This window comes from Pseudoxanthomonas wuyuanensis (assembly GCF_900215535.1).
Lineage (GTDB): Bacteria > Pseudomonadota > Gammaproteobacteria > Xanthomonadales > Xanthomonadaceae > Pseudoxanthomonas_A > Pseudoxanthomonas_A wuyuanensis.
The window spans coordinates 125,742-146,926 of record NZ_OCND01000006.1 but is presented as its reverse complement, the minus strand read 5'-3'; the positions used below and the strand labels follow the sequence as shown (position 1 = coordinate 146,926).

The 21,185-nt window shown below is 63.8% G+C and carries 13 protein-coding genes and 1 tRNA gene; all 14 read left to right on the top strand.

The window, feature by feature from the left end; translation table 11 throughout:
* The first annotated feature begins 31 nt into the window (after positions 1 to 31).
* The 14 genes from CRO39_RS13265 to CRO39_RS13200 all read left to right on the top strand — a co-directional run bounded on the left by CRO39_RS13265 (position 32) and on the right by CRO39_RS13200 (position 21,124).
* Positions 32 to 1,543, top strand: a complete 1,512-nt coding sequence (locus CRO39_RS13265) for an NADH-quinone oxidoreductase subunit M (protein ID WP_097122429.1) — start codon at positions 32 to 34, stop codon at positions 1,541 to 1,543.
* A 9-nt stretch (positions 1,544 to 1,552) separates the two neighbouring features.
* Positions 1,553 to 3,001 carry an NADH-quinone oxidoreductase subunit NuoN gene (nuoN, locus tag CRO39_RS13260; RefSeq protein WP_097122428.1) on the top strand — a complete coding sequence of 483 codons (1,449 nt, stop codon included), beginning with the start codon at positions 1,553 to 1,555 and terminating at the stop codon, positions 2,999 to 3,001.
* A 155-nt stretch (positions 3,002 to 3,156) separates the two neighbouring features.
* Positions 3,157 to 3,233, top strand: a tRNA-Met gene (locus CRO39_RS13255).
* 175 nt (positions 3,234 to 3,408) lie between these two features.
* Positions 3,409 to 4,029 (top strand): ribosome maturation factor RimP, encoded by a 621-nt coding sequence (rimP, locus tag CRO39_RS13250; protein WP_097122427.1) that lies wholly within the window; start codon positions 3,409 to 3,411, stop codon positions 4,027 to 4,029.
* Between the two features lie 3 nt (positions 4,030 to 4,032).
* Entirely contained in the window at positions 4,033 to 5,544 is a 1,512-nt protein-coding gene (gene nusA, locus CRO39_RS13245; protein ID WP_097122426.1) for a transcription termination factor NusA, read from the top strand.
* A gap of 130 nt (positions 5,545 to 5,674) precedes the next feature.
* Complete coding sequence (infB, locus tag CRO39_RS13240) at positions 5,675 to 8,305, top strand: translation initiation factor IF-2 (protein WP_097122425.1); 2,631 nt, start codon at positions 5,675 to 5,677, stop codon at positions 8,303 to 8,305.
* 125 nt (positions 8,306 to 8,430) lie between these two features.
* Positions 8,431 to 8,796: a 30S ribosome-binding factor RbfA gene (rbfA, locus tag CRO39_RS13235; RefSeq protein WP_097122424.1), complete on the top strand. Its 366-nt coding sequence runs from the start codon at positions 8,431 to 8,433 to the stop codon at positions 8,794 to 8,796.
* A 251-nt stretch (positions 8,797 to 9,047) separates the two neighbouring features.
* Complete coding sequence (gene truB / locus CRO39_RS13230; protein WP_097122423.1) at positions 9,048 to 9,995, top strand: tRNA pseudouridine(55) synthase TruB; 948 nt, start codon at positions 9,048 to 9,050, stop codon at positions 9,993 to 9,995.
* Positions 9,996 to 10,140: 145 nt separating this feature from the next.
* Positions 10,141 to 10,401, top strand: coding sequence for a 30S ribosomal protein S15 (gene rpsO, locus CRO39_RS13225; RefSeq protein ID WP_097122422.1), 261 nt, complete (start codon positions 10,141 to 10,143; stop codon positions 10,399 to 10,401).
* A 185-nt stretch (positions 10,402 to 10,586) separates the two neighbouring features.
* Positions 10,587 to 12,695: a polyribonucleotide nucleotidyltransferase gene (gene pnp / locus CRO39_RS13220; protein WP_097122421.1), complete on the top strand. Its 2,109-nt coding sequence runs from the start codon at positions 10,587 to 10,589 to the stop codon at positions 12,693 to 12,695.
* 268 nt (positions 12,696 to 12,963) lie between these two features.
* Positions 12,964 to 18,528, top strand: a complete 5,565-nt coding sequence (locus tag CRO39_RS13215) for an RHS repeat protein (protein WP_238394554.1) — start codon at positions 12,964 to 12,966, stop codon at positions 18,526 to 18,528.
* Positions 18,525 to 19,454: an RHS repeat-associated core domain-containing protein gene (locus tag CRO39_RS13210; protein ID WP_097122419.1), complete on the top strand. Its 930-nt coding sequence runs from the start codon at positions 18,525 to 18,527 to the stop codon at positions 19,452 to 19,454. Before CRO39_RS13215 ends, CRO39_RS13210 begins: the two co-directional genes overlap by 4 nt.
* Positions 19,455 to 19,459: 5 nt before the next feature.
* Positions 19,460 to 19,873, top strand: coding sequence for a competence protein ComJ (comJ, locus tag CRO39_RS13205; RefSeq protein ID WP_162125711.1), 414 nt, complete (start codon positions 19,460 to 19,462; stop codon positions 19,871 to 19,873).
* A 118-nt stretch (positions 19,874 to 19,991) separates the two neighbouring features.
* Positions 19,992 to 21,124 (top strand): IS3 family transposase gene (locus tag CRO39_RS13200; RefSeq protein WP_097122417.1). Its coding sequence is split into 2 segments (ribosomal slippage): positions 19,992 to 20,253 and positions 20,253 to 21,124, totalling 1,134 coding nucleotides; the frame shifts between segments, so codons are not numbered across the junction.
* Positions 21,125 to 21,185: the final 61 nt, after the last annotated feature.

Sequence of the window (21,185 nt, the reverse complement as noted above, 5' to 3'; positions counted from 1 at the left end):
CGCCCTGGCGCTGAACTAACGGATATCACACGTGTCGAACTGGCCCTTGCTTAGTCTTCTGATCTGGCTGCCGATTGTCGGCGGTGCGCTGGTGCTTGCCCTGGGCAATGCCCGCGCCAGCGCAGCGCGCTGGCTGGCGCTGGTCGTGTCATTGGCGACCTTCGCCATCAGCATCCCGTTGCTGACCGGGTTCGATTTCGCCGATCCGGGCATGCAGTTCGCCGAGAAGCATGCCTGGGTGCCGGCATTCAAGATCTGGTATTCGCTGGGCGCCGACGGCATTTCGGTGGCGCTGATCGTGCTGACCACGCTGACCACGGTGCTGGCGCTGGTGGGCGCCTGGGGCTCGGTCGAGAAGCGGGTCAGCCAGTACGTGGCGGCGTTCCTGTTCCTGGAAGGCATGATGATCGGCGTGTTCTGCGCGATGGACGCGATGCTGTTCTACGTGTTCTTCGAAGCCATGCTGATCCCGATGTTCCTGATCATCGGCGTCTGGGGCGGTCCGCGCCGCATCTATGCCTCGTTGAAGTTCTTCCTGTACACCTTCCTCGGCTCGGTGTTCATGCTGATCGGGCTGATCTACCTGTACAACAAGGGGGGCAGCTTCCAGCTGGCGGATCTGTACGCATTGCAGCTCAACGCCAAGGAGCAGACCTGGCTGTTCTTCGCCTTCCTGATCGCCTTCGCGGTCAAGGTGCCGATGTTCCCGGTGCACACCTGGCTGCCGGATGCCCACGTCGAGGCGCCGACCGCCGGTTCGGTGATCCTGGCGGCGATCATGCTGAAGATCGGCGGCTACGGCTTCCTGCGCTTCAGCCTGCCGATCGTGCCCGATGCCGGCTACGAGTGGGCCACGCTGCTGATCGTGCTGTCGCTGATCGGCGTGATCTACGTCGGCCTGGTGGCGCTGGTGCAGGACGACATGAAGAAGCTGATCGCCTATTCGTCGGTTTCGCACATGGGCTTCGTCACGCTGGGCATCTTCATCGCCTTCGGCATGATGCGCGACTACGGCAACCTGGACGGCGCGCGGCTGGGCCTGCAGGGCGCGATGGTGCAGATGATCTCGCACGGCTTCGTTTCCGGCGCCATGTTCTCCTGCGTCGGCGTGCTGTACGACCGCATGCACACCCGCATGATCAAGGACTACGGCGGCGTGGCCAATGTGATGCCGTGGTTCGCGGTGTTCTTCGTGCTGTTCGGCATGGCCAACGCCGGCCTGCCGGGCACCAGCGGCTTCGTCGGCGAATTCATGGTCATCGTGGCCAGCTTCCAGAAGCATCCGCTGATTGCGCTGGCCGCCGCCAGCACGCTGGTCATCGGCGCGGCCTATACGCTGTGGCTGATCAAGCGGGTCATGTACGGCGAAGTGGCCAATGCCCACGTCGCCGAACTGAAGGACATCAATGCGCGCGAGGCGCTGGTGCTGGGCGTGTTTGCGGCCGGCGTGCTGGCCATCGGCCTGTATCCCAAGCCGCTGACCGACCTGATGGAGCCCTCGATAGCGCAACTGGCGATGCAGCTCGCCAACAGCAAGCTGTAAGGAAGAACGATGACGACGCCGATGCTACCCACCGCCGCCGACCTGTGGCCGCTGCTGCCGGAAGTGACCCTGATCGCCGGGGCGTTCGCGCTGCTGATGCTGGACCTGTTCCTGGACAAGCGCCAGCGCATCATCACCCATGGCCTGTCGCTGCTGTTGCTGGCGGCGGTGCTGTACATGGTCTATGCCGGCGTGGGCGGGCAGGGCACGGTATTCAACGGCATGTTCGTCCGCGACGTGATGGCCAATGTCGTCAAGCTGGCGATCCTGCTGGTCAGCGGCCTGTCGCTGATCTACGGCTGGCCCTACCTGCGCGAACGCGATCTGTATCCAGGCGAGGTACCGGTACTGGTGTTGCTGGCCACTGCCGGCATGATGATGCTGGTTTCGGCCGGCAACCTGGTGATGGTCTACCTGGGCCTGGAACTGCTGGCGCTGTGCTCGTACGCGCTGGTCGCGCTGAACCGCGACGATGGCCTGTCCTCGGAAGCGGCAATGAAGTACATCGTGCTGGGTTCGCTGGCCTCGGGTCTGCTGCTGTACGGCATGTCGCTGATCTACGGCGCCACCGGCACGCTGGACCTGGGCGGCATCAATGCCGCCATCGCCGGGCTTGCCGACCGCAGCCTGTTGCTGACCGGGGTGGTGTTCATGGTCGCCGGCGTCGCCTTCAAGCTGGGCGCCGCGCCGTTCCATATGTGGTTGCCGGACGTCTACCACGGCGCGCCGACCCCGGTGACGCTGTTCATCAGCACCGGTCCCAAGCTGGCCGCATTCGGCATGGCCTACCGGCTGCTGGAAACCGGCGTCGGCGCTACCGCCGAGCAATGGCAGTGGCTGCTGGCCGGGCTGGCGGCGGCGTCGCTGATCATCGGCAACGTGATTGCCATTGCGCAGAGCAATCTGAAGCGCATGCTGGCCTATTCGACCGTGTCGCATGTCGGCTTCCTGCTGCTGGGTTTCGTCGGCGGCGGCACCCAGGGTTATTCGGCGGCGATGTTCTACGCGATCAGCTACGCGATCATGTCGGCGGCCTCGTTCGGCGCCATCATCGTGCTGTCGCGGCAGGGCTTCGAAGCCGACAAGATCGACGATTTCAAGGGCCTGAGCTCGCGTAACCCCTGGCAGGCCGGCCTGGTCCTGTGCGTGATGGCCTCGCTGGCCGGCGTGCCGCCGTTCCTGGGATTCTGGGCCAAGCTGGTGGTGCTGGGCGCCGTGCTCGAGGGCGGCTTCCTGTGGCTGGCCATCCTGGGCGTGGTCTGCGCGGTGATAGGCGCGTTCTATTACCTGCGCGTGATCAAGGTGATGTACTTCGATGAACCGGTCGGTCCGGCACCGCCGCCGCGCAAGGACCGGGTGGTGCCGATCGTGTTCGGCGTCAACGCGCTCGCATTGCTGGCGCTGGGCATCGCCTGGAACCCGATCATGGCCTGGTGCCAGCAGGCATTCGCCGTCTGAGTGCCGCCGCCGGTACCGTCCGGCGACTGAAGGCTGATACCTGCGCTTGCCGCTGGCTTTGGCGTCCATCGGTTGCAGCGTTGTTGGCGTATTTTGTTTTCGATGCGATTCAGGCTTGCAATAAACTCCCTGAATCGTCATAATTCCGCTTCTGCTGCGGGGTGGAGCAGTCTGGCAGCTCGTCGGGCTCATAACCCGAAGGTCGCAGGTTCAAATCCTGCCCCCGCTACCAAGTTTTCAGGCCCGGCGGTTTCTCTATCGGGAACCGCCGGGAAACTGAAACTCGGGCACGCGAAGATGAATGTTCCCATCTTCGCACCGGAATCCAGCGTATCGGACAAGGGGCCCATCGGGCCCTTTGTCGTTTCCGCACCCCCAGTTCCAATCTCCTGGCCAAAGGTCACCATGTGAGCGACAAGGCAATCCAAATCGCTAACCTGCTGGCCCCGACGGTACAGGCCCTCGGGCTTGAGCTGCTGGGCGCCGAATATCTGCCGGCGCCGGGCGGCGCCACGCTGCGGCTTTACATCGACGTGCCGGAGAACGAGCAGCCTGAACGCATGGTCGGCATCGACGATTGCGAGGCGGTCAGCCGCGAGGTCTCGGCGCAACTGGACGTGGAGGATCCGATTTCCGGCAACTACACGTTGGAGGTATCCTCTCCCGGCATCGACAGGCCGCTGTTCACGCTGGACCAGTTGGCGCGCTACCAGGGCCAGGTCGCCAAGGTCGCGCTGAAGCTGCCGCAGGAAGGGCGCCGCCGCTTGCAGGGCGAAATTACCCGTATCGACGGCGACCGCGTGGCGTTCACGGTCGACGGCGCCGAATTGATCGTCGCCTTCGACAACATCGACAAGGCGCGGCTGGTGCCGGACTGGGCGGCGCTGGGTCTGGCGCCGGAAAAACCGAAATCCGGAGGCGGCAAGCAGGCCGCTTCCAAGAAATCCGGAGCAGGCAAGCCGGCTCCGAAAAAGACAGGCAAGAAAAAACCCAACCAACCGGCGGCCGCAAAGCCGCGCGCGGAGTGATAGATGAGTAAGGAATTGTTGCTGGTGGTGGACGCGGTGGCCAATGAAAAAGGCGTGCCGCGCGAAGTGATCTTCGATGCGATCGAAGCCGCGCTGGCGTCCGCCGCCAAGAAGCGTTACCCGGAGCAGGACGTGCAGGTGCGCGTCACCATCGACCACAAGGACGGCACCTACGAAACCTTCCGCCGCTGGGAAGTGGTGGCCGACGACGTGGTGATGGAATCGCCCGACCGCCAGATCCGCCTGATGGACGCGGTCGACGAGAGCGACGGCGCCGAAGTCGGCGACTGGATCGAAGAGCAGATCGAAAACCCGGATTTCGGCCGCATCGCCGCCCAGGCCGCCAAGCAGGTCATCGTGCAGCGCGTGCGCGAAGCCGAGCGCGCGCAGGTGGTGGATGCCTGGAAGGACCGGGTGGGCGAACTGGTCACCGGTGTGGTCAAGCGCGCCGAGCGCGGCAACATCTACGTGGACCTGGGCGGCAACGCGGAAGCCTTTATCCCCAAGGACAAGGGCATCCCGCGCGATGTGCTGCGCGCCGGCGACCGCGTGCGCGGCTATCTGTTCGACGTGCGCTCCGAACCGCGCGGCCCGCAGCTGTTCATCAGCCGCGCCGCACCGGAATTCATGATCGAGCTGTTCAAGCTGGAAGTGCCGGAAGTGGGCCAGGGCCTGGTCGAGATCAAGGCCTGCGCGCGCGACCCCGGCGACCGCGCCAAGATCGCGGTGCTGGCCCACGACACCCGTACCGACCCCATCGGCGCCTGCATCGGCATGCGCGGTTCGCGCGTGCAGGCGGTGTCCAACGAGCTCAACGGCGAGCGCGTGGACATCGTGCTGTGGAACGACAATCCGGCCACCTTCGTCATCAACGCGATGGCGCCGGCGGAAGTGCAGTCGATCATCGTCGATGAAGAAAAGCATTCGATGGATCTGGCCGTGGCCGAAGACCGCCTGGCCCAGGCCATCGGCAAGGGCGGCCAGAACGTGCGCCTGGCCAGCCGCCTGACCGGTTGGCAGCTGAACGTGATGACCCAGGACCAGGTCGCCGCCAAGTCCGAGGCCGAGCAGGCCGTGGCCCGCCAGCTGTTCATGGACAAGCTGGAAGTGGACGAGGAAATCGCCGCCATCCTGGTCAGCGAGGGCTTCAACACTGTCGAGGAAATCGCCTATGTGCCGGTCGGCGAGCTGCTGGCGGTGGAAGGCTTCGACGAGGACATCGTGGAAGAGCTGCGCGCCCGTGCCCGCGACGCGCTGTTGAACGAAGCGCTGGCCGAGGAAGAGGGCCTGGAAGAGCATCAGCCGGCCGAAGACCTGCTGGCATTGGAAGGCATGGACGAGGAAACCGCCTACGCGCTGGCTTCGCATGGTGTCCGCACCAGCGAGGACCTGTCCGACCTGGCGGCAGACGAAGTGGTCGAGTTCGGCATCGAGGGGCTGGACGAGGAACGCGCCGCGGCGCTGATCCTGGCCGCCCGCGCCGAGGAGATTGCCCGTTTGGAGCGTGGCGAATGAGCGCCGCCCTGGCCCGCCTGGAGCGCGGCGTATGAGCCGTCGATGAACGCCGCCCTGACCCCTTCAGGGCTTAAAATCCGCGCTTCCTCCGCAACCGGCGTGGGGGCGCAAAACAGAACCTAGGATCCGAATGTCGCAGCAAACCACCATCCGCAAGCTGGCCGAACTGGTCAACACGCCTGTCGAGAAACTGCTCGAGCAGCTGGCCGAGGCCGGCATGAGCTTCAGCGGCCCCGACCAGGTCGTGACCAGTACCGAGAAGATGAAGCTGCTCGGCTTCCTGCGCCGCACCCATGGCAAGGCGGAAAAGCCGGCCGATGACGTGGCGGTACCGAAGAAGATCACGCTCAATCGCCGCAAGGTTCAGGAAGTGACGGTCGCTGCCGGCCGCACCAAGACCACGGTGAATGTGGAAGTGCGGCAGAAGCGCACCTACGTCAAGCCGGCCGAAGGCGAAACCCCGGCCCAGGAGATGGATGCCGAGCGCGCCGAGATCCTGCGCAAGCTGGAAGAATCCAAGCAGCGCAATCTGGAAGAACAGAAGCGGCTGGCCGAAGAAGACAGACGGCGCGCCGAACAGCTGGCGCAGCAGCGGCAGGAAGAGGAAGCCGCCCGTGCCGAGGCCGAGGCCGCGCGCCTGCAGGCCGAGGCCGAAGCCGCCGCTGCCGCGGCGGGCGTTGTGGCCGGCGAAGATGGCGAAGCCGCGCGTCCGGCCAAGCCGGGCGGGCATCATGTGCCCAAACCGCCGGCGCGCAAGGAGCCGCCGCGCGTGGAAGAGCGCCCGGGCACCGCTGCCCACAAGCACAAGACCCGTGGCTCGCATGCGATGGTCGCCGGCGTCGAGGACGACGACAGCACCCAGCGTTTTGCCGGCCAGTTGCATCTGTCCGCGGCCGACCGCGCACGCCGCAGCACCTCGCGCGGCAAGCCCAAGCCGCGCCGCCACGAGCAGTCGCGCGGCGGCGGCGGCGCGCACGGTTTCGAGCGTCCGACCGCGCCGGTGGTGCGCGATGTCGCCATCGGCGACACCATCACCGTGGCCGATCTGGCGCAGAAGATGGCGCTGAAGGGCGGCGACGTGGTCAAGGCGCTGTTCAAGATGGGCGTGATGGCCACCATCACCCAGACCATCGACCACGACACCGCGGCGCTGGTGACCGAAGAACTCGGCCACAACGTTGTCCGTGCCGGCAACGACGATGCCGAAAGCGAACTGCTGGCGCATTCGGAGGAAGTGCAGGGCGACAAGCTGCCGCGTCCGCCGGTGGTCACCATCATGGGCCACGTCGACCACGGCAAGACCTCGCTGCTGGACTACATCCGCCGCACCAAGGTCGCCACCGGCGAAGCCGGCGGCATCACCCAGCACATCGGCGCCTACCATGTGGAAACCCCGCGCGGCGTCATCAGCTTCCTGGATACCCCCGGCCACGCCGCGTTCACCGCGATGCGCGCGCGCGGCGCCAAGCTCACCGACATCGTCGTGCTGGTGGTCGCCGCCGACGACGGCGTGATGCCGCAGACCATCGAAGCGGTGCAGCATGCGCGGGCGGCCGGCGTGCCGTTGATCGTGGCGGTCAACAAGGTCGACAAATCCGACGCCGACCCGCTGCGGGTCAAGAACGAACTGCTGGCGCAGGAAGTGGTGGCGGAAGAATTCGGCGGCGATACCCAGTTCGTCGAAGTGTCGGCCAAGGTCGGCACCGGCATCGATGCCTTGCTGGATGCGATCTCGCTGCAGGCCGAAGTGCTGGAGCTGAAGGCGATGTACGAAGGCCGCGCCACCGGCGTGGTCATCGAATCCTCGCTGGACAAGGGCCGCGGCCCAGTCGCCACGGTGCTGGTGCAGCAGGGCACGCTGAAGAAGGGCGACTATCTGGTGTGCGGCGTCCAGTACGGCCGCGTGCGCGCGCTGTTCGACGAAACCGGCGGTCAGCCGGTGTCGGCGGGGCCGTCGATTCCGGTGCAGGTGCTCGGCCTGTCCGGTGTGCCCGATGCCGGCGACGACTTCGTCGTGGTGGCCGACGAACGCCTGGCCAAGGATGTGGCGCAGCAGCGCGATGCCAAGCGGCGCGAGTCGCGCCTGGTGCAGTCGGCCGGCAGCCGCATGGAAGACATCATGTCGCAGTTGGGCAAGGGCGAGGGCCAGCAGGTGCTGAACCTGGTCATCAAGGCCGACGTGCAGGGTTCGGTGGAGGCGCTGAAGCATTCGCTGGTGGCGCTGTCCAACGAGATGATCCGCATCAACATCATCCACGCGGGCGTGGGCGGCATCACCGAGTCCGACGCCAATTCGGCGGTCACTTCCAAGGCCACGGTGATCGGCTTCAACGTGCGCGCCGACGCGGCTGCGCGCCGCATCGTCGAAGCCAATGGCGTGGACCTGCGCTACTTCTCGATCATCTACGACGTGATCGATCAGGTGAAGCAGGTGGCGTCGGGCATGCTGGGCGTGGAAATCCGCGAGGAGATCATCGGTATCGCCGAGGTCCGCGATGTGTTCCGCAGCTCCAAGTTCGGCGCGGTGGCCGGCTGCATGGTCGTGGAGGGCACGGTCAAGCGCAACAAGCCTATCCGCGTGCTGCGCGACAGCACCGTGGTGTTCGAAGGCGAACTGGAATCGCTGCGCCGCTTCAAGGAGAACGTCGACGAAGTGCGCAACGGCACCGAGTGCGGCATCGGCGTGAAGCAGTACAACGACGTCAAGCCGGGCGACCAGATCGAATGCTTCGAGCGCATCGAAGTGCAGCGCACGCTGTAACAGCGAGGAACGAGTGGGGAGGAGTGAGAAACGAGTAAAAGCGTTGGCTCATTCCTTCTCCTGGATCGGCCCCCACTCGTTTCTCACTCCTCGTTCCTCGTTTCTCTCCACTGGTTTCTAGCTCTATGGCCAAGACCTTCCACCGCACCGACCGCGTTTCCGCCCAGCTCCGCCGCGAGTTGGGCACGCTGGTGCATGAAGCCGTGCGCGAACACGGGCTGCCGTCGGTCAGCGTGTCCGATGTCGAGGTCACCCGCGATCTGGCCCATGCCAAGGTGTTCGTCACCGCGCTGATGCCTGAGCGCTCGGTCGAAGCGCTCAAGGGCCTGAAGGAACTGGCCTGGGGCTTGCGCATGGAACTGGCGCGGCGGATGAAGCTGCGCCATGTACCCGAACTGCATTTCCACTACGACGACTCGGTGGACCGCGGCGAGCGCATCGACAATCTGCTGCGCGACTTGCCGCCATCCGGCGAGCCCGACTCCGAGTAAATGCTTGCTTTCCTTCTCCCTCCGGGGTGACGGCGTGCGGTTGCCAGCCATTGGCTCGCGCACGGCTGAACGCCCTGCGCCAGGCGCAGGGCCGGAGCGCGCAGCACCGGATGAGGGAAACAACTCCCAGCGTCAACGCACTTTCGCGGTCTGATGGTGCTTTCCCTCATCCGCCCTTCGGGCACCCCGTATCAAGTGCGGGGCAGGCCCTTCTCCCAAGGGGAGAAGGAACGCGGTGCTTTCTACATCCCATGAGCCGAATCAAATTCCGCCGCCTCGATGGCATCCTGCTGCTGGACAAGCCGCAGGGCATCAGTTCCAACCAGGCGCTGCAGCAGGCGCGGCGGCTGTTTCGCGCCGAAAAGGGCGGGCATACCGGCAGCCTGGACCCGCTGGCGACCGGTCTGCTGCCGCTGTGCTTCGGCGAGGCCACCAAGATCGCCGGCCTGCTGCTGGGCTCGCGCAAGGCCTATGACGCGGTCGCCGTGCTGGGTGCGACCACCGATACCGACGATGCCGACGGCGCCGTGCTGCGCCAGCGCGCGGTGCCGCAAATCGACGATGTCGCGCTGGAAGCGGCGCTGGCGCCGTTGCGCGGCCGGATCCGCCAGCGTGCGCCGATCTATTCGGCGTTGAAACAGGGCGGCGAGCCGCTGTATGCCAAGGCCCGCCGCGGCGAGGCCATCGAGGCGCCGGAGCGGGAGGTGGAGGTGCATGCCATCAGCGTGACCGGACGGCAGCAGGACCGGCTGACCCTGCGGGTGGAATGCGGCTCCGGCACCTATGTGCGCAGCCTGGTCCGGGACCTGGGCGAAGCGCTGGGCTGCGGTGCGCATGTGGCCGCCCTGCGCCGGCTGTGGGTCGAACCGTTCGTTTCGCCGCGCATGTTCACGTTGGAGCAACTGCAGACGCTGGCTGAACAGGAAGGCGAGGCGGCCCTGGATGCCTGCCTGCTGCCGATCGAGGCAGGCCTGAGCGGTTACCCGCAGCTGCGGCTGGATGAAGAAGGCGCCCGGCGGCTGGGCATGGGCCAACGCCTGCGCGGACCCTGGGCGGCGGCGGATACCGTGGCGGTCTATGGCCCGCTGGGACAGGTGCTGGGACTGGGCCGCGTGGATGAAGGCGGCCTGCTGTCGCCGCAGCGCCTGTTCGTCCGGGCCGGCGGCGATGCCGGCCCGGAACCGCCCGCGGCGCAATAAAACCTTGTTTCACAAGGCTTCCGCGGCTACAATTCCGCGGCCGATTTCACGGCAACTTCCTTTCGTTTACGGCGAGCCCAGCGGTGCTCCGGTTTACCCCGGTATCCCCGGCGTTCCTGCAGGCCACGCATCTCAGAGAAAACCCATGTCCATCGATACCCAGAAAGTCATTGAAGAAAACAAGCGCGGCGCCAACGACACCGGCTCGCCGGAAGTCCAGGTCGCGCTGATCACCGCCCGCATCGAACAGCTGAGCGGCCACTTCAAGACCCACAAGAAAGATCACCACAGCCGCCGTGGTCTGCTGCAGCTGGTCAACCGCCGCCGCAGCCTGCTTGACTACCTCAAGAAGAAAGACAACGAGCGCTACAAGACCCTGATCGAGAAACTCGGCCTGCGTCGCTGATGCAATCCCCCGCCGCGGCGCAGCAATGCGCCGCGGTTTGCATTTCAGGGAATGGAATGCGTTGCGCCCGGCCGACACGGCCAAGAAATACCCATCGCAATAACGGCCGGAAAAACCCGGCCAGCCGCCTGCGGCAAGGGTCGCCTGCGGTTCACCCGAAAAAGCTATATCGCTAAGGAATCAACGTGGCAAAAATCACCAAAACCTTCCAGTACGGCAAGCACCAGGTCACCCTGGAAACCGGCGAAATCGCCCGCCAGGCCGGCGGTGCGGTCATCGTCAAGTTCGATGACACCGTACTGCTGGTCACCGCCGTGGCGGCGAAGTCGGCCCGCGAAGGGCAGGACTTCTTCCCGCTGACGGTCGACTACCAGGAGAAGTTCTACGCCGGCGGCCGCATCCCCGGCGGCTTCTTCAAGCGCGAAGGCCGCGCCACCGAGAAGGAAACGCTGATCTCGCGCCTGATCGATCGTCCGCTGCGCCCGTTGTTCCCGGAAGAGTTCCGCAATGAAGTGCAGGTCATCGCCACGGTGATGTCGCTGAACCCGGAAATCGACGGCGACATCCCGGCGCTGATCGGCGCCTCCGCCGCCGTCGCCCTGACCGGCGCGCCGTTCAACGGCCCGATCGGCGCGGCCAAGGTCGGCTACATCAACGGCGAATACGTGCTCAACCCGACCGTCAGCGAGCTGAAGGATTCCAAGCTGGAACTGGTCGTCGCCGGCACCTCCAACGCCGTGCTGATGGTCGAATCCGAAGCCGCCGAGCTGTCCGAAGACGTGATGCTGGGCGCGGTGATGTTCGGCCACCGCGAAATGCAGAAGGTCATCAACATCATCAACGAGCTGACCGTCGAAGCCGGCACCAAGAACTGGGAATGGTCGGCCCCGGCCAAGAACGAAGCGCTGATCTCGGCGTTGAAGGAAGCCGTGGGCAGCCAGCTGGAAACCGCCTTCCAGGTGCGCGACAAGCTGCAGCGCCGCGACGCCATCGCCGCCATCAAGAAGGATGTGATGCAGCAGCTGGCAGGCCGCGCCGAAGCCGATGGCTGGAGCGCTGGCGAGCTGTCCAAGGAATTCGGCGAGCTGGAATACCAGACCATGCGCGGTTCGGTGCTGTCCACCAAGGTCCGCATCGACGGCCGTGCGCTGGACACCGTGCGTCCCATCACCTCCAAGGTGGGCGTGCTGCCGCGTACCCACGGCTCGGCGCTGTTCACCCGCGGCGAAACCCAGGCCATCGTGGTCACCACGCTGGGCACCGCGCGCGACGGCCAGGTCATCGACGCCGTGTCGGGCGAGTACAAGGACAACTTCCTGTTCCATTACAACTTCCCCCCGTACTCGGTGGGCGAAGCCGGCCGCATGATGGGCCCCAAGCGCCGCGAAATCGGCCATGGCCGCCTGGCCAAGCGCGGCGTGCTGGCGGTGATGCCGAGCCTGGAAGCCTTCCCGTACACCATCCGCGTGGTGTCGGAAATCACCGAATCCAACGGTTCCTCGTCGATGGCTTCGGTGTGCGGCAGCTCGCTGGCGCTGATGGATGCCGGCGTGCCGATCACCGCACCGGTGGCCGGCATTGCGATGGGCCTGGTCAAGGAAGGCGACGACTTCGTCGTGCTGAGCGACATCCTGGGTGACGAAGATCACCTGGGCGACATGGACTTCAAGGTGGCCGGTACCTCCAACGGCGTGTCCGCGCTGCAGATGGACATCAAGATCGAAGGCATCACCGAAGAGATCATGAAGAAGGCGCTGGAACAGGCCAAGGCCGGGCGTCTGCACATCCTGGGCGAAATGGCCCAGGCGCTGACCGCGCCGCGCGAGGAGCTGAGCGACTATGCCCCGCGCCTGCTGACCATCAAGATCCACCCGGACAAGATCCGCGAAGTGATCGGCAAGGGCGGCGCCACCATCCAGGGCATCACCAAGGAAACCGGCACCCAGATCGACATCCAGGACGACGGCACCATCGTCATCGCCTCGGTCAATGCCGCCGCTGCCCAGGCCGCCAAGGCCCGCATCGAACAGATCACCAGCGACGTGGAGCCGGGCCGCATCTACGAAGGCAAGGTCGCCAAGATCATGGACTTCGGCGCGTTCGTCACCATCCTGCCGGGCAAGGACGGCCTGGTCCACGTTTCGCAGATTTCCAGCGAGCGCGTGGAGAAGGTCAGCGACAAGCTGAAGGAAGGCGACGTGGTCAAGGTCAAGGTGCTGGAAGTCGACAAGCAGGGCCGCATCCGCCTGTCGATCAAGGCCGTCGAAGAAGGCGAGGGCGTGCCGGCCGAATAAGCCGCTGCACGGCATCGCAAGCGTTGCGAAAAAGCGGGCTTCGGCCCGCTTTTTTGTTGCGATGACGCCGCCAGTTGTCAGGTTCACACATTTACTTGCAGGTTGCACTTTTCTTCGCTGGACCATGGCGTTATGTTGTGCTCTTGGGGCCGCGAGAAGTGTGTTACGGGTGGGGACCCAGGGGAATTTGTCCTAGGCGGACATAGGGAAAACAATGAAGACAAGGCACTTGGGGTGGCTTGCCACCGTGTCGATGGCGACGTGTTCGATGGCACTGGCGCAGACCACGCCGTACCAGGAATATGACAAGTTGGTGAAGGCTGCGGAGATGGTGGCGCCGCTCAAGTCGGACTTGTTCGGTGACAACGTCAGCCTCTACAACGGAGCAACCGAATTTTCGGTCACGGATATTGATCTTCCCGGCAATCATGCATTGTCGGTACGGCTCGGGCGCAGCTTCAAGGTCGAGTTGCGCAACGATGCCGATAGTTTGGGTGGTTTTGGCGCATGGGACTTGGAGGTCCCGTATATGTACGGTGTCTTCCCTTCCGACTACAAGTGGAACACCGGCGGCAATACAGCCACTGACCGCTGTTCGCAGCCCTTCTACCCCCGTGTCGATGCGCCGTTTTCCCAGCACGAGGTATGGACCGGGACTAAAGTGCACTTGCCAGGCCAAGGTGACCAGACGGTACTTTGGAATGCCACCTCGGGCAACGTCCAGCCTACGGACGGGCAAGCTTACTACTGGAACACCCGCGAACAGTTGCGCTTCAAGTGCACCAGCATGCTCAACTACCCGGGCCAAGGTTTCATCGCCGTGGACAGCCAGGGCACGCAGTACGTCTTCAACTACGCCATTGAGCGAGCTGGCGGGGTGACCCGCAAGCCCGCTTCCGGTTGGGGCGAAGTAGCGCTGAACCGGACTAAGATCTATCTGATGGCCACGCGGGTCCAGGACCGGTTCGGCAATTACGTCGATTACGAATATTCGGGCGATCAGCTCAACCGCATCGTTGCCAGTGACGGGCGCATCATTACGCTGACCTACAGCGACGGTCGCATTATTAAGGCGAGCGCTCATGGCCGTGATTGGCACTATACCTATCACAGCAGTCTGTACTTCAGCATCCATCCGCGCGCGCGCGCGCTGACCATGGTGACCTTGCCGGACCAGTCGCGCTGGCAGTATCTGTACAACGGCGGGCTCAGCATAGTTCCATCGATCCAAGACGGAAGCATTGGAGGTCCTAGTTGCATCGAACCGTTGCCTGACCACGCGAGCTTCGGTCTGACAGTTACCCATCCGGCCGGTGCCGTGGGCGAGTTCCGATTCGAGTATCTCCGTCATGGCATCAGCGGCACTCCCGCCACTGCCTGTGTGCTGGAAGGTGTCATAAACGGTGAGCAGCATTGGTCGCTCGCCATCCCTGACTACTACTACCTGTTCTCGCTGGATAGAAAAACCATCACCGGTCCAGGCTTGTCACCGCAGCAGTGGACTTACGCGTATGGTGATCCGCTGACAGGGCGCGCAAACTACAGTGGGGTGTACTGCACTACTTGCGACCAAGAGAAGTCCGTCATAGTCAACCAGCCTGACGGTAGCAAAGACGAGTACGTCTTTGGGGTATTGTTCAATTACAACGATGGCCGACTGCAGGGCAAGTATCGGCGTCGGAGTGATGGCCATATTCTGAGGGCAGAGCTGAACGAGTATGTCAGCGAGACTGAAGTAGCCTCAATGCCATTTCCGAAGGAGTTTGGCTATCTCTCCGGAAGTCATGACATTTCCAGTATTCAAAACCGGCCAATAAAGAAAATAACTGTCCTGCAGGACGGTGACATTGCGGGACCGGTGGAATGGGGCTCGACGCCATCGAGTGGATCCAGTACGGCGCCTTACATTCATCAAGTCAACGCTTTCGACAACTTTGCCCGCCCGTTGAGCGTGACGCGGCAGAGTCCCTGGCACACCCGCACGGACGTGACGGCTTACCACGACAACCTGTCCCAGTGGGTGCTGGGGCAGACGCTGAGCGTGACCAACACCAATACCTCGCCCAACGTGGTGGTGTCGCGGGCCGAGTATGACGGGACGACGGCGTTACCGCTGCGTTACTACGGTCCGGGCACGACGGGAACCTCTGGCAAGCTGGTGCAGACGCTGACCTACAACGCCGACGGTACGGTGGCCACGGTCAAGGACGGCAACAACCGCACCACCACGTTGAGCGACTGGTACCGCGGCATTCCGCGCAGCATCACCTATGCCGACACCCGCACCCAGTCGGCGGTGGTGAACCCGTCGGGCTGGGTGACCCAGGTGACCGACGAGAACGGCTTTGCGAGCAACTACACCTATGACGCGATGGGTCGGCTGGCCAGCGCGGCTTACCCAACCGGTGACACGACGGTGTGGAACAACACCACCCAGGTGTTCGAGCCGGTAGCGGCCAACGAGTACGGCATTGCGGCCGGCCACTGGCGGCAGACGGTGAGCACCGGCAATGCGCGCCAGGTACGCTACTTCGATGCGCTGTGGCGGCCGCTGGTGGTACGCGAGTACGACACCGCCAATGTCGCGGGTACCCAGCGCTTCAGTCGCTTCACCTATGACCACGCAGGCCGCACCACCTTCGCGTCCTACCCGGGCACCACGGATGCCTTGAGCACCGGCACCTGGACCGAGTACGACGCGCTGGGCCGGGTGACCTCGGTCTCGCAGGACAGCGAAGACACCCCGCTGACGACGCTGACCGAGTACCTGCCGAACCACCAGACCCGGGTGACCAACCCGCGCAACCAGGTGACGCTGACCGGTTACCAGGTCTTCGGCCAGCCCAGTTACGACGCCCCGGTATGGGTGCAGCACCCGGAGAACGCCCGCACCGACATTGCCCGCGACGTGTTCGGCAAGCCGACGGCCTTGACCCGGCGCGATGCCGGCAATACGCAGCTGGTCACGCGCAGCTACGCCTACAACGTCCACCAGGAGTTGTGCCGCAGCGTCGAGCCGGAGACCGGCGCCACGCTGATGGGCTATGACGGGGCCGGCAACCTGGCCTGGTCGTCGGCCGGGCTGGCGGCCGGGACGGCCTGCGAGCCGAACGGTACCGCCGTGGCGGTGGCCGCCCGCAAGGTGAGCCGCACGTACGACGCCCGCAACCGCCTCAAGACGCTGAGTTTCCCGGACGGGCGCGGCAACCAGGTGTGGGACTACACCTTGGATGGTTTGCCGGACACCATCAGTACCTGGAACAGCAATGGCGGCCAACCGGTCGTCAATAGCTACAGCTACAACAAGCGGCGCCTGCTGACCAGCGAGAGCATCAGCCAGCCGGGGTATACCTGGAGCCTGGGCTACCAGTACGACGGCAATGGCGCCCTGGCCCAACTGAACTACCCCAGCGGCTTGCAGGTTGCCTTCGCGCCCAATGCGCTGGGGCAACCGACTCAGGCGGGCAACTACGCCACCGGCGTGAGCTATTACCCCAACGGGGCGGTGAAGCAGTTCACCTACGGCAATGGCATCGTGCATTCGATGACCCAGAACGCGCGCCAGCTGCCGCTGCGGGTGCAGTCGGGCAATGCCACCGGCTACGAGTACGCCTACGACCGCAACGGCAACCCGGCGCAGATTCACGACCTGGTGCGCGGGACCAACTACAGCCGCACCTTGCAGTACGACGGCCTGGACCGGCTGACGGCGGCCGGCTCGGCGATGTTCGGCGGCGACCACTGGCACCGCTTTACCTACGATGCGGTGGACAACCTCAAATCCTGGAAGCTGGCCGGGGTAAAGGACTACGCCAGCTATTACTACGAACCCAACACCAACCGATTGCTGAGCATCCAGAACAGCGCCAATGCCGCGATTGTGGGACTGTGGTACGACGAGCAGGGCAATCTGTCCAACAAGAACGGCCAGCAGTATGCGTTCGACTACGGCAACCGGCTGCGCGAAGCGGCCAACCAGGAAACCTACCGCTACGACGGCCACGGCCGGCGGGTGCAGGCCAACAATCCTGCGCAGGTGCCCATCCTGTCGATGTACGGCCAGGACGGCACACTGCGGCGGCAGGAAGACCACCGCACCGGCAAGCACTACGAGTACGTCACCCTGGCCGGCAGCCTGGTGGCCAAAGTCACCACGGTGGTGGCGCCGGGTACGCCCAGCCTGACCACGCCCGGCTACAGCGGCAACGGCAGCTACACCGTCAGCTGGACGGCAACACCGACAGCCACCAGCTATGAACTGCAGGAAGCGGTCAATGGCGGCAGCTGGGCGGCGGCCTACAGCGGGACGGCTACCAGCCAGGCCTACACCGGCAAAGGCAGCGGCAGTTACGGCTACCGGGTGCGCGCCTGTCAGGCCAGCAGTTGCAGTGGTTGGAGCGCCACCGGTACCACCACGGTGGAACTGCCGCCGGCCAGCGCCCCGAGCCTGAGCGTGCCGGCCAGCGCCCCCAACGGCACCTACACGGTCAGCTGGACGGCCGTCGGGGGCGCGACCACCTATACGCTGGAAGAGAGCGCCAATGGTGGCAGCTGGGCCAGCGTGCAGAACACCGCCAGCCAGAGCAGGGCCTACAGCGGCAAGGCCGCCGGCAGCTACAGCTACCGGGTCAAGGCCTGCAACCCGGCTGGCTGCGGGCCGACCTCGGCAGCGGCCAGTACGCAGGCATTCTATTCGCCAGCCACATCCCCAACGCCTGTGGCATCCACGCCCAACACGACGGGTAGCATCGCGGTGACGTGGAGTGCGGTGGCTACGTCGGACAGGTACGAACTGGATGAGCGCCCGGCCGGCGGCGCCTGGGTAACCGTCCACAACGGTCCCTTGACCAGCAAGACGCTTACAGGACGGACGGCCGGAACGTATGAATACCGCTTGCGGGCCTGCAATGCGGCCGGCTGTAGCGCGTATTCGTCCGCGCTGAGCGTGCTGGTGGTGTTGTCACCGACGGGCGCACCAACACTCTCCGCGCCAGCAACGAACCTGACCGGCAGTTACACGGTGAGCTGGGGGCAGGTAGGCGCTGCGGTTCGTCACGAACTGGATGAACAGTTCAATGGAGGCAACTGGAGCACGATTCATAACGCGGCAGCGACCAGTCTGGCCATGTCAGGGCGGGCAACCGGGACCTATCGCTACCGTGCACGCGGCTGCAATCTGGCCGGGTGCGGACCTTACTCGTCGATGGCGACAGTCCAGGTCACCCGGGCACCCGCGACGGCACCGACGCTCAGCGCGCCGGCAAGCAGCAGCACCGGAAGCTACGCGGTCAGTTGGAATGCCATTGCCACGGCGACCAGCTACCAATTGGAGCAACGCTTCAACACCGGCGCTTGGGGCGTGATTCACGATGCAGCGGGAACATCTGTCGCACTGACGGGGCGCGCGGTGGGCAGCTACGACTACCGCGTACGTGCCTGCAATGTAGCCGGCTGCGGTCCTTACTCATCGCTCGCAACGGTCGTGGTTCCACCGGCACCGGCACCTGGTACAGCTCCAACGCTATATGCACCGGGATTGGTGGACGTGAATTGGTCGTATGACCTGAGTTGGACAGCGGTCGCCGGCGCTGGTAACTATCAGTTGGAAGAAACCTTTGTCGGTGGAAGTCACTGGTACCAGGTATATAACGGAACCGGCACAAGCGCGAATATGCCTGGCCGTGGCTCTGGCTCCTATTGGTATAGAGTCCGCGCCTGCAATGGTTCGGGCTGTAGCCCGTACTCGTCGGTCCAAATAGTGGTGGTTCAAGATCCCTGTCCAGCACCGTGTGATCCGGTGATCATCATGCGGACAGAAGGAGCAGGAGAATGAACGGATTAGGGAAGTGTTTGTTGTGGTTGGGCACCGTTTTTTTGGCCGCCACCGCCCAGGCGCAGACCACGGTGGAGTACATCCATACCGACGCATTGGGCAGTGTGGTGGCGGTGACCAATGCGGCAGGGCAGGTCATCGAACGCAATGATTACGAGCCGTACGGGGCCATCATCGGCAAGCCCAGCTATGGTGGGGTGGGCTTCACCGGTCACGTACAGGATGCGGCGACCGGGCTGACGTATATGCAGCAGCGCTATTACGATCCGCAGTTCGGAAGGTTCTTGAGCGTCGATCCGATAACGGCCGATGGAGCAACGGGAAACAACTTCAACCGCTACTGGTACGCCAACAACAATCCATACACCAATATCGATCCGGACGGACGCATTTGCGATAACCCGAATGCGAGCTCGGCGTGCAATGGTGGCGCGGTTACAATGCCCTCATTGAGTGAACTTAGGCCGGCGGCGGAATTGGCTTTGGACTTCACGCCGATTGTTGGGGACGCGAAGGGAATTGTTGAGGCGTATCAAGATCCGAGCGTTGCCAGTATTTCAGCGGCTGTAGTCGGTTTTGTGCCGCTGGTTGGAGATGCGGGTGCGAAGACAATTCGACTATCCGTAAAGGCTCAAGGCGAAGCCGCGCTACATGCAAAGGACGCAATTGCTGCTGGAAAACCAAGTGTACTGACAATCGCACGGGACGGTGCTGACGCCAATCGTGCGGCATCCACTGGTGGAATCCCTAAAGTGCCAGGAAAGCAGCTTGATGAATATCCGCCGGCAATGTTTAGAGAAGGTGGTTCAGGTGCTAGTGTTCGAGCGATAAATCCCTCTGACAATATGAGTGCTGGGGCATGCATCGGAAACGCGTGCAGGGGCCTGCCAGACGGAGCGAAGGTACGGATAGTGGTAGAGGATTAACGCGGATGCAGTCGATTTTTGAACTATTTGTATCCTATTCGCAGATCGCAGTCTTTAGACATGATCTGCAGAGCCCATTTAATTCTTGGACGGATGAGCAGGTGCGCCAGGGCTTTTCGTGGCGACCGGGGAGCGTTTCGTTTAAAGTCTTGATTGAGTCTGGTACTTGTTCGCTAGAAATTTTTGATGAGCCGTTCCATGAGTTTTCAAATAAAGACTGTATAAGGGCTATCGAGGTCCCATTTGAAGTGCCTAAGAACGGCAAGGTCGAAATAGCTTCAATTTCCGAAGGTCATATCATCACGATTTCGGCTGGGACTGTGCAGCTACGCTTTGAGGCATTTGATAATAACGTTATAAGGCTCTCTTTCTTGCGAGATGCTCCTCCACGCTTTGAGGTGTTGAGTGGAGGAGACTAAGAGATTTATCTGACCCACCCCCAGAAAACTGAGAGCCGGCCCCGAGAATTTGAACAGCGCGATAGGTGGATTTCCTGCTCACTGAGGCGATGATGATCGCCATACGAGGAGCAGACCCATGGCAAGACGACCCCGCCGCAACCACTCGCCGGCCTTCAAGGCCAAGGTGGCGCTGGCCGCCGTACGCGGCGACAAGACGCTGGCCGAGCTGGCCCAGCAGTTCGACCTCCACCCCAACCAGATCACGCAGTGGCGCAGCCAACTGCTGGAGAATGCCGCCGGCGTGTTCGGCGCCGCGGCCGATTCAGGCCCGCCTCCGGTGGACCTGAAGGCCCTGCATGCCAAGATCGGCGAACTGACATTGGAGAACGATTTTTTAGAAGGCGCGCTCACCAAAGCGGGTTTGCTGAGCGCAAGGCGATGATCGACCGCGACCATCCACTGCCCTTGAGCAGGCAGGCCGAGGCGGTGGCCATCAGCCGGGGCAGCGTGTACTACCTGCCGCGTCCGGTGTCGGCGCAGGATCTGGCGCTGATGCGCCGGATCGACGAACTGCACCTGGAGCTGCCGTTCGCCGGCAGCCGGATGCTGCGCGACCTGCTGAACGCCGAAGGCATTGCCGTGGGCCGCAAGCATGTGGCCACGCTGATGCGACGCATGGGCATCGAGGCGCTGTATCGCAAGCCCAACACCAGCCGGAAGCATCCCGGGCACAAGGTCTACCCGTACCTGTTGCGAGGGCTGAAGATCGAGCGTACGAACCAGGTCTGGGCCATGGACATCACCTACATCCCGATGGCCCGCGGCTTCGTCTACCTGGCGGCGGTGATCGACTGGTACAGCCGCCGGGTGCTGGCCTGGCGGGTTTCGATCACGATGGACACGGACTTCTGCATCGAGGCGGTCGAGGACGCCATCGCCCGGCACGGCACGCCGGAGATCTTCAACACCGACCAGGGCAGCCAGTTCACCAGCCAGGCCTTCACCGGCCTGCTGAAGGAGCACGGCATCGCCATCAGCATGGACGGCAAGGGCTGCTGGCGCGACAACGTGTTCATCGAACGGCTGTGGAAATCGGTCAAGTACGAGGAGGTCTACCGGCACGCCTACGACAGCGTCAGCAACGCCAAAACAGCACTCGCCCGCTACTTCGACTTTTACAACCGTCGCCGACCGCACAGCGCACTTGATCGGCTCACCCCCGATCAGGTCTACTTCAACCAGCCGCTGCCTTGGCCGAAGGCAGCTTGAACCCGCAGGCGATCCACTTATCGAACACGGCTGTGCTGTTCAAACGAGTGGGGCCAGCTCT